Source organism: Enterobacter sp. MGH120, assembly GCF_001037725.1.
In the GTDB taxonomy this organism is placed as follows: Bacteria; Pseudomonadota; Gammaproteobacteria; order Enterobacterales; family Enterobacteriaceae; genus Enterobacter; species Enterobacter hormaechei_C.
Genome location: NZ_KQ089940.1, coordinates 1,620,638 through 1,630,575, shown reverse-complemented (window position 1 = coordinate 1,630,575; position 9,938 = coordinate 1,620,638). Strand labels below are relative to the sequence as shown.

Here is a 9,938-nt window from a genome sequence, read left to right as displayed (position 1 = left end):
CCATCAGGCAGTTTCCCAGACATTACTCACCCGTCCGCCACTCGTCAGCGAAGCAGCAAGCTGCTTCCTGTTACCGTTCGACTTGCATGTGTTAGGCCTGCCGCCAGCGTTCAATCTGAGCCATGATCAAACTCTTCAATTTAAAAGTTTGATGCTCAATGAATTAAACTTCGTAATGAATTACGTGTTCACTCGTTGAGACTTGGTATTCATTTAGTGTCCGAGGACATTAAGAATCCATGTCACTTTGAGTGCCCACACAGATTGTCTGATAAATTGTTAAAGAGCAGTGCCGCTTCGTTTTCGCTGCGGCGCGGGGTGTGCATACTACGCTTTCCCGCTTCAGAGTCAAGCGTTTGTTTTGCTTTTCTCTGCTGACCCGGCGGCTTGCGTGCCGTTGTTCCGTGTCAGTGGAGGCGCATTATAGGGAGTAATTCCGAACCTGCAAGGATAAAGTGAAAATTATTTACTGACCGCTCATTTTCCAGGCAAATCACATCCCAGACCTCAATTTTCGCCTGGTTTTTAAACAAAAACGAGCCGCAAGCGGCCCGTTTTTGCGTTTTGTGACTTACTGCACTGCCACAATGCGATCGTCGTTGGCTTCCAGACGAATAACTTTGCCCGGAACCAGCTCCCCAGAGAGGATTTGCTGTGCCAGCGGGTTTTCGATCTGCTGCTGGATAGCACGTTTTAACGGACGCGCACCATAAACAGGATCGTAACCATTCTCGCTCAGCAGCTTCAGCGCATCGTCGGAAATGTGGATTTCATACCCACGCTCTTCCAGACGTTTGTACAGACGCTGCAACTGGATCTGCGCAATCGACGCGATGTGTTTCTCGCCCAGCGGATGGAACACGACCACTTCATCAATACGGTTGATGAACTCCGGACGGAAGTTTTGGCTGACCACACCCAGCACAAGATCTTTCATATGGCTGTAATCCAGCTCACCGAAGCGTTCCTGAATCAAATCGGAACCCAGGTTCGAGGTCATGATCACCACCGTGTTACGGAAGTCGACCGTTCTTCCCTGCCCGTCCGTCAGACGCCCATCATCCAGCACCTGCAACAGAATGTTAAACACGTCAGGATGAGCCTTTTCCACTTCATCCAGCAGGATGACGGAATAAGGACGACGACGAACCGCTTCCGTCAGGTAACCGCCCTCTTCATAACCGACATATCCCGGAGGCGCACCGACCAGACGCGAGACGGAGTGTTTCTCCATAAACTCGGACATATCGATACGCACCATCGCGTCATCGCTGTCGAACATAAAGTTAGCCAGCGCTTTACACAGCTCGGTTTTACCGACACCGGTTGGCCCCAGGAAAAGGAACGAGCCGATTGGACGATTCGGATCGGACAGCCCCGCACGGCTACGACGAATGGCGTTAGATACCGCTTCGACCGCTTCGTTCTGTCCAATGACGCGCTGATGCAGATCCTGCTCCATACGCAGCAGTTTCTCACGTTCGCTTTCCATCATGCGAGCCACAGGAATACCCGTCCAGCGCGCCAGCACTTCGGCAATCTCGGCATCCGTCACTTTATTACGCAACAGACGCATGGTTTTGCCTTCCGACTGCGTGGCGATCTCAAGCTGTTTTTCCAGCTCAGGGATCTTGCCGTACTGTAGCTCGGACATCCGCGCCAGATCTCCTACGCGACGGGCCTGCTCAATGGCAATTTTCGCCTGCTCCAGCTCCGCCTTGATTGTCTGGGTGCCAGAGAGTGAGGCTTTCTCAGCTTTCCACTCTTCTTCCAGCTCAGAATACTGACGCTCTTTCTCGTCCAGTTCTTCGTTAAGCATATCGAGGCGTTTCTTACTCGCTTCGTCAGACTCTTTGTTCAGCGCCTGCTGTTCCAGCTTGAGCTGGATAATGCGGCGATCGAGTCGGTCCAGCTCTTCCGGTTTCGAGTCAATCTGCATACGGATGCTGGACGCCGCTTCATCGATAAGGTCGATGGCTTTATCCGGCAACTGACGGTCGGCAATGTAACGATGCGAAAGCGTCGCCGCCGCAACGATGGCCGGGTCAGTGATCTGCACGTGATGGTGCAGCTCATAACGCTCTTTCAGTCCTCGCAAAATGGCGATGGTATCTTCAACGCTTGGTTCAGCGACAAACACCTTCTGGAAGCGACGCTCCAGCGCGGCATCTTTTTCAATGTACTGACGATACTCGTCCAGCGTAGTGGCGCCGACGCAGTGAAGTTCACCACGCGCCAGCGCAGGTTTCAGCATGTTCCCGGCATCCATTGCGCCGTCAGCTTTACCCGCCCCCACCATGGTGTGCAGTTCGTCGATAAACAGGATGACGTTACCTTCCTGTTTCGCCAGATCGTTCAGCACGCCTTTCAGACGCTCTTCAAATTCACCGCGGTATTTCGCCCCGGCCACCAGCGCGCCCATATCCAGCGCCAGTACGCGACGGCCTTTCAGCCCTTCGGGCACTTCGCCATTAACGATACGCTGCGCCAGCCCTTCAACGATGGCGGTTTTACCGACGCCAGGCTCCCCAATCAGCACCGGGTTGTTTTTGGTACGACGTTGCAGTACCTGGATAGTCCGACGAATTTCTTCGTCACGGCCGATTACCGGGTCAAGTTTGCCCTGCTCGGCACGTTCGGTCAGGTCGACCGTAAATTTCTTCAAAGCCTGACGTTGGTCTTCGGCTCCCTGGTCGTTCACGCTTTCACCTCCGCGCATTTTCTCAATCGCCTGGGTCACATTAGCGGTGGTTGCACCGGCGGATTTCAGCAGGTCGGTTAAGGTACCGCGTGATTCAAGCGCCGCCAGAACAAACAGCTCTGACGAAATAAAGTTGTCCCCACGTTTTTGCGCCAGCTTGTCGCAAAGGTTCAGCACGCGCACCAGATCCTGCGACGGCTGCACGTCGCCGCCGGTACCTTCTACCTGCGGTAAACGGCTCAGCGCCTGATCGATGGCGGTGCGTAACTGGCCGGCATTAATGCCAGCGGACGTTAATAAAGGACGTACCGATCCCCCTTCCTGATTCAGCAAGGCGCTCATTAAATGAAGAGGTTCGATAAATTGGTTGTCGTGCCCCAGTGCGAGGGACTGGGCATCGGCGAGAGCAAGCTGGAATTTATTAGTAAGACGATCCAGACGCATAACTCCTCCCATAACAGGTCAAATTTGCTACTGGAGATTAAATGAGGTCATCCCTCAATTATTCAAGGTTAATAACCTGAATTATGTGAAAAGAAAACGGCGCGTACCGGATCGTCTTGATTCTTTAGGTTATATCAGCCAAATGAAACTTGCCATACGACCTGTCGTCTTGTCGCGGCGATAGGAGAAAAAATCACCCTTTTCGGTGAAGGTACAGCGATCTCCGCCGAAGATTTGGGTCACGCCGACGTTATTCAGGCGCTGGCGGGCAAGCTGATAAATATCGGCCAGATATTTATCTCCGGAAGCCACAAACGCTTCGACCGCTTGCGGATCTTTTTCCATAAAGGCATCGCGCACTTCGGGCCCGACCTCAAACGCCTGCGGGCCAATCGCCGGGCCAAGCCAGGCGATGAGATTTGCAGAATCGTCATGGAAGCAGGCAACGGTCTCTTCCAGCACGCCTTCGCACAGGCCTCGCCATCCGGCGTGGGCAGCAGCCACTTCAGTTCCTGCCTTATTGCAGAACAACACCGGCAGGCAATCAGCAGTCATCACCGCGCAAACCGTTCCCGGCGTATTGCTGTACGAAGCATCGGCGCGCTTAGACGCATAGGGCTCCCCCGTCAGCTTCAGCACCGCTTTACCGTGCACCTGCTCAAGCCAGACCGGTTTTGAAGGAAGGTTTCCCGCAGCAAAGAGGCGTTTACGGTTCTCTTCAACGTGCTCCAGGTTATCGCCACAGTGCGCACCGAGGTTCAGAGACTCCCACGCGCCCTGGCTCACGCCACCGATACGGGTTGAACTACAGGCGGCCACGCCTTCAGGCAGTGGCCACGCCGGGACAATCAGTTTGGTCATAACCAGTCCACGTGATCCTTATGTTCTTCGAAATCTGCGCGCATCGCGTCGATAAGTTCCACCATATCCTGTGGGATCGGCGCATGCCATTCCATCTGAATTCCAGTAATTGGGTGATAAAGACGCAGCATCGTCGCATGCAGCGCCTGGCGATCGAATTTACGCAGCACGGAGATGAATTCATCCGATGCGCCCTTTGGTGGACGCGGACGACCGCCGTAAACCGGGTCACCCACCAGCGGATGGGTAATATGCGCCATGTGCACGCGGATCTGGTGAGTACGCCCGGTTTCCAGACGCAGACGCAGGCGCGTATGAATACGGAAATGTTCCATGATGCGGTAGTGGGTTACCGCCGGTTTACCCATTGGGTGTACGGACATATGCGTACGCTTGGTTGGGTGACGGCTGATAGGCTCTTCCACCGTGCCGCCAGAGGTCATATGACCAATCGCCACCGCTTCATACTCACGGGTAATTTCGCGCAATTGCAAAGATTCCACCAGGCGAGTCTGAGCTGGGACCGTCTTCGCCACCACCATCAGACCCGTGGTGTCTTTATCCAGACGGTGAACGATACCGGCACGCGGTACGTCGGCAATCGGCGGATAATAATGAAGGAGAGCGTTAAGTACCGTACCGTCAGGATTGCCCGCGCCCGGATGAACAACAAAGTCACGCGGCTTGTTGATGACCAGAATATCGTCATCTTCGTAGACGATATCCAGCGGGATATCCTGCGGCTCGAAGCGGACTTCCTCTTCGATTTCAGCATTGATGGCGACAGCTTCCCCACCAAACACTTTCTCTTTTGGTTTGTCCCAGATCTTGCCGTTTACCAGCACGCGCTGGTCAAGGATCCATTCTTTTATGCGTGAACGCGAATAATCAGGGAACAATTCGGCCAAAGCCTGATCTAAGCGTTGACCGAGCTGATTTTCGGAGACTGTTGCGGTGAGTTCTACTCGTTGTGCCATAAACTGCTTCTTCGTTTAACGTTGGGTTTTACGGCTTTGCCGTTTAATATAGTGTGCTATTGTAGCTGGTCTTAATCGGGAGCAGGAACTGAGTTTCTCCCGGACAAACATTTGAGGAAAGTCAAAACGTCATGACGCGCATGAAATATCTGGTGGCAGCGGCCACGTTGAGCCTGGCTTTGGTGGGCTGCTCCGGTTCGAATGAACAGGTCCCTGACAATCCGCCGAATGAAATCTATGCGACTGCACAACAAAAGTTGCAGGACGGTAACTGGAAACAGGCGATAACGCAACTGGAAGCGTTGGATAATCGCTATCCGTTTGGCCCGTATTCGCAGCAGGTACAGTTAGATCTTATCTACGCCTACTACAAAAATGCCGATCTGCCGCTGGCTCAGGCAACGATCGATCGTTTCATGCGTCTGAACCCTACCCATCCTAACATCGATTACGTGATGTACATGCGCGGCCTGACTAACATGGCGCTGGATGACAGTGCATTGCAGGGCTTCTTCGGGGTGGATCGTTCCGACCGTGACCCGCAACATGCGCGTGATGCTTTCAATGACTTCTCCAAGCTGGTGCGTAGCTACCCGAACAGCCAGTACATTACCGATGCCACTAAGCGTCTGGTGTTCCTGAAAGATCGTCTGGCGAAATATGAGTACTCCGTTGCGGAATACTACACCCGCCGTGGCGCATGGGTTGCCGTGGTTAACCGTGTAGAAGGCATGCTGCGTGATTATCCGGATACGCAGGCCACGCGTGATGGCCTGAAGCTGATGGAGAATGCGTATCGCCAGATGCAGATGACGGCTCAGGCTGACAAAGTGGCGAAAATCATCGCCGCGAACAGCAGCAACACCTGATACCGCTACAATGCATAACGGCAGCCCGCGGGCTGCCGTTTTTTTATTCTTTCAGACTTACGCTGAAGCGGTTTAGCTTCAACACATCCATTCAACTATGACCGCAATTGTTGGCTTCGACAAGGTAAATCTCACCTCTTCCTGCCCTGCCTCACAAAAAAGATTCCCTGACAAAAACCGACAAAATAACGTGATCCAAATCACACATTTTGACATTAGGTCGGGTATGCTGGAATCACCAAGACGGAAAGACAAGAGGTAAAATTTATGACAATGAACATTACCAGTAAACAAATGGAAATTACTCCGGCAATCCGCCAGCACGTCGCAGACCGTCTCGCCAAACTGGATAAATGGCAAACACATTTGATTAATCCACATATCATCCTGTCCAAGGAGCCGCAGGGTTTCATCGCTGATGCAACTATCAATACTCCAAACGGCCATCTGGTCGCCAGCGCAAAACACGAGGATATGTACACTGCAATTAACGATTTGATCAACAAGCTGGAACGGCAGCTCAATAAAGTGCAACACAAAGGTGAAGCACGTCGCGCCGCAACCTCGGTGAAAGACGCCAGCTTCGCGGAAGAAGTTGAAGAAGAGTAATCCTCTAAAATTGAGTGTACCGACAACGCGCCTTCGGGCGCGTTTTTTATTGACAGGATCAAAACAGTGCAGGTACTTTAACCCTATCAATTTCAGGATGACTTTATGAAACAGACGCCGTTTTTCTACGCATTCTTTTTTACCTTCCCCTGACCGGGAGGCGTTTCGTCGTGTGATAAAGAATGCGAAGACGAACAACAAGGCCTCCCACACCGGGAGGCCTTTTTTATTGATAACGATAAAATGAGACAGACAACACTATGACACCGGAAAACCCGCTCCTGGATTTACGCGTAAAAATCAGTGCACTCGACGAAAAATTACTGGCCCTGCTGGCAGAACGCCGCGCGCTCGCCGTTGAAGTGGGCAAAGCCAAGCTCGAGTCCCATCGGCCGGTGCGCGATATCGATCGCGAACGTGATTTACTGGAACGGTTGATTCAACTCGGCAAAGCGCATCATCTGGATGCGCACTACATCACCCGCCTGTTCCAGCTCATCATCGAAGACTCCGTTCTGACGCAACAAGCCCTGCTCCAGCAGCATCTGAACAAAACCAACCCGCACTCTGCTCGTATCGCTTTCCTCGGCCCGAAAGGGTCCTATTCTCACCTGGCAGCTCGCCAGTACGCAGCCCGCCATTTCGAAGAGTTTATTGAGAGCGGCTGCGCGAAATTTGCAGACATTTTCAACCAGGTCGAAACCGGCCAGGCAGATTACGCCGTAGTGCCTATTGAGAACACCAGTTCCGGTGCCATCAACGATGTTTACGATCTGCTCCAGCACACCAGCCTGTCGTTAGTCGGCGAGTTGACTATCCCTATCGATCACTGTGTGCTGGTCTCTGGCTCAACCGATCTGAGTCAGATTAAAACGGTGTACAGCCACCCGCAGCCGTTCCAGCAGTGCAGCCAGTTCCTGAACCGTTATCCGCACTGGAAAATTGAATACACCGAAAGCACCTCGGCGGCGATGGAAAAAGTGGCGCAGGCAAACTCTTCTGCCATCGCGGCTCTCGGTAGCGAAGCGGGCGGCGCGCTGTATGGCTTACAGGTGCTGGAACGCAATCTGGCCAACCAGACGCAGAATATCACCCGTTTCGTGGTTCTGGCCCGCAAGGCCATCAACGTGTCGGACCAGGTCCCGGCGAAAACCACCCTGCTGATGGCGACCGGCCAGCAGGCGGGTGCGCTGGTTGAAGCGCTGCTGGTGCTGCGTAATCACAACCTGATCATGACGAAGCTGGAATCCCGCCCAATACATGGCAACCCGTGGGAAGAAATGTTTTATCTCGACGTTCAGGCCAACCTGGAGTCTGCGTCCATGCAGAAAGCCCTGCGCGAACTGGGCGAGATCACACGCTCCATGAAAGTGCTGGGCTGCTATCCGAGCGAAAACGTGGTCCCGGTCGATCCGGCTTAACGTTCGATAAAGCGGCTTTTCTTCATCCCTGCCACATTTACAGGCAGGGTGAAGATGGCACCGGAAAGCGGATATTTCGCCAGCTCCTCCGCCTCCATATTTTCCCGCGTGGTGGTGATAAACAGCGTTTTCATATCGTCGCCGCCAAAGCAGACCATTGTCGGGCAGCGTACCGGCAGCCGATACTCTTCCAGCTGTTCGCCTTGCGGTGAAAACCGTGCGATACGCCAGCCGTCAAACAGTGCGCTCCAGTAGCAGCCTTCCTCATCCATTGCCGCTCCATCGGGTATACCTTCTCCCTCGCTAAACCGGCGAAACTCTTCGCGCTTACCGGGTTCCCCCTGCTCATCAAGCGGCGTACGGTAGATCACACCGTTCGGCGTATCAGAAGTAAACATCCATCGTTTGTCAGGACTAAACGCTAAACCGTTATGCCCGTGAATATCGCACTGGATCACTTTCGGCGTCAGGTCGTTGTCGATACGCATCAGCATGGCGCCGTTATAATCTCCCGGCCCCCAGAAGGTGCCCGCATAAAACCGTCCCTGATGATCGGTACCGCCATCGTTAAAGCGTGCAAGCTGCGGGTTGGATGGGTTATCGCAAACTTTACGCTGTAGCAGGCCGTGCTTATCGGTCAGCCAGATGGCGTTTCGCATCGCGACGATAAATCCGCCGCGTTCACGCAGGGCAAAACACCCAACTTCTTCATGGAATGAGAGCACCGAGAGCTCTGCGGTGGGCAGATGGTACCGATGGATCTCCCCTTCCAGGATATCCGCCCAGTAGAGCGCCTTCTCTTCTGCACTCCACGTCGGGCATTCGGGCAGATGCCCGGTATAGTTCAACAGCAGCTGCGGTTCAGCCATGACAGTTCCCCAAAATGAAAAAAGCCAGCAATGCTGGCTTTCAGTATATACATCATCGCATTACTGGCGACTGTCATTTGCCTGGCGCAACAGCGTGCGGCTTTCACTCTGGAATCGCGTGGCGTAATCACCGAACCAGTGCTCCACTTTACGGAAACTGTCGATAAAAGCTTGTTTATCGCCGTGTTCCAGCAAGGTGATCGCTTCGCCAAAACGCTGATAATAGCGCTTGATCAGCGCCAGATTATTTTCAGACGACATAATGATGTCGGCGTAAAGCTGCGGATCCTGGGCAAACAGTCGCCCGACCATCGCCAGCTCCAGACGATAGATTGGCGAGGAAAGCGCCAGCAATTGTTCAAGCTGAACGTTCTCTTCCGCCAGGTGCAGCCCATAGGCGAAGGTTGCAAAGTGGCGCAGCGCCTGAATAAACGCCATGTTCTGGTCATGCTCTACCGCGCTAATGCGGTGCAAACGTGCTCCCCAGACCTGGATCTGTTCCAGGAACCACTGGTAGGCTTCCGGCTGCCGTCCGTCACAGTAAACCACTACCTGCTTCGCCAGGCTTCCGCTGTCCGGGCCAAACATCGGGTGTAACCCAAGCACGGGGCCAGTGTGCGCCGCCAGCATTGCCTGTAGCGGACCATTTTTAACGGAGGCCAGGTCCACCAGTATGCAATCTTCCGGCAGCGGAGGAAGTTTCGCGATTATTTGCTCCGTCACATGGATCGGCACGCTGACGATAACCATTCCGGCGTCTTTCATCAGCTCCGGCGCGTGCGACCAGTCCTCTTTCTCCAGAATACGCACCTGATAGCCAGAAAGCGTCAGCATTTTCTCAAACAGACGCCCCATCTGCCCGCCACCACCGACGATAACCACCGGGCGCAGCGACGGACAGAGGGTTTTGAAGCCCTTGTCGTTTTCGCTGGAATAGGACTCCCGCATCACGCGACGCAGGACGTCCTCAATCAAATCAGGTGATACGCCCAGGGCCTGCGCCTCTTTACGGCGGGAGGCGAGCATAGAGGCCTCACGCTCCGGAACGTAAATCGGCAGTCCGTATTTACTTTTAACCTCGCCGACCTCAGCAACCAGTGCCATGCGGCGCGCCAGAAGATCCAGCAACGCCTTATCCACTTCATCAATTTGATCGCGTAATGCGGTCAATTCAGCAACCATAACTA

At 53.7% G+C, this 9,938-nt stretch carries 10 protein-coding genes and 1 other annotated feature; of the genes, 5 read left to right on the top strand and 5 right to left on the bottom strand.

Annotation, left to right across the window (positions count from 1 at the left end):
• Positions 1–199: hypothetical protein (locus SK54_RS22685; protein ID WP_219810705.1), on the top strand; the 199-nt coding region annotated here is incomplete at its 5' end.
• Positions 200–571: 372 nt separating this feature from the next.
• Here SK54_RS22685 and clpB read toward each other — a convergent pair.
• The 3 genes from clpB to rluD all read right to left on the bottom strand — a co-directional run bounded on the left by clpB (position 572) and on the right by rluD (position 4,983).
• A complete protein-coding gene (gene clpB, locus SK54_RS07765; RefSeq protein WP_017692862.1) occupies positions 572–3,145 on the bottom strand; it encodes an ATP-dependent chaperone ClpB in 2,574 nt (857 codons plus the stop codon).
• Between the two features lie 129 nt (positions 3,146–3,274).
• Entirely contained in the window at positions 3,275–4,006 is a 732-nt protein-coding gene (gene yfiH / locus SK54_RS07760) for a purine nucleoside phosphorylase YfiH (protein ID WP_039270053.1), read from the bottom strand.
• Positions 4,003–4,983 carry a 23S rRNA pseudouridine(1911/1915/1917) synthase RluD gene (gene rluD / locus SK54_RS07755; RefSeq protein ID WP_017383977.1) on the bottom strand — a complete coding sequence of 327 codons (981 nt, stop codon included), beginning with the start codon at positions 4,981–4,983 and terminating at the stop codon, positions 4,003–4,005. Before rluD ends, yfiH begins: the two co-directional genes overlap by 4 nt.
• A gap of 131 nt (positions 4,984–5,114) precedes the next feature.
• On the opposite strand from rluD, the gene bamD reads away from it, so the two are divergent.
• The 4 genes from bamD to pheA all read left to right on the top strand — a co-directional run bounded on the left by bamD (position 5,115) and on the right by pheA (position 7,882).
• Positions 5,115–5,852: an outer membrane protein assembly factor BamD gene (bamD, locus tag SK54_RS07750; RefSeq protein WP_003863164.1), complete on the top strand. Its 738-nt coding sequence runs from the start codon at positions 5,115–5,117 to the stop codon at positions 5,850–5,852.
• 267 nt (positions 5,853–6,119) lie between these two features.
• Positions 6,120–6,461 carry a ribosome-associated translation inhibitor RaiA gene (gene raiA / locus SK54_RS07745; protein WP_003863162.1) on the top strand — a complete coding sequence of 114 codons (342 nt, stop codon included), beginning with the start codon at positions 6,120–6,122 and terminating at the stop codon, positions 6,459–6,461.
• A 104-nt stretch (positions 6,462–6,565) separates the two neighbouring features.
• Positions 6,566–6,691, top strand: a sequence feature (Phe leader region).
• Positions 6,567–6,614 carry a pheA operon leader peptide PheL gene (pheL, locus tag SK54_RS22475; protein WP_101731569.1) on the top strand — a complete coding sequence of 16 codons (48 nt, stop codon included), beginning with the start codon at positions 6,567–6,569 and terminating at the stop codon, positions 6,612–6,614. It overlaps the preceding feature by 48 nt.
• Positions 6,692–6,721: 30 nt before the next feature.
• Positions 6,722–7,882, top strand: coding sequence for a bifunctional chorismate mutase/prephenate dehydratase (pheA, locus tag SK54_RS07740; RefSeq protein WP_032669371.1), 1,161 nt, complete (start codon positions 6,722–6,724; stop codon positions 7,880–7,882).
• On the opposite strand, the gene SK54_RS07735 is transcribed toward pheA, so the two are convergent.
• Together SK54_RS07735 and tyrA are read right to left on the bottom strand one after the other, a co-directional pair.
• The gene (locus SK54_RS07735; RefSeq protein ID WP_032669370.1) at positions 7,879–8,751 is read right to left on the bottom strand and encodes an SMP-30/gluconolactonase/LRE family protein; all 873 of its coding nucleotides are present in this window, start codon (positions 8,749–8,751) and stop codon (positions 7,879–7,881) included. The two genes, pheA and SK54_RS07735, sit on opposite strands and share 4 nt — an antisense overlap.
• Before the next feature lie 60 nt (positions 8,752–8,811).
• Positions 8,812–9,933, bottom strand: a complete 1,122-nt coding sequence (tyrA, locus tag SK54_RS07730; protein WP_006811631.1) for a bifunctional chorismate mutase/prephenate dehydrogenase — start codon at positions 9,931–9,933, stop codon at positions 8,812–8,814.
• Positions 9,934–9,938: the final 5 nt, after the last annotated feature.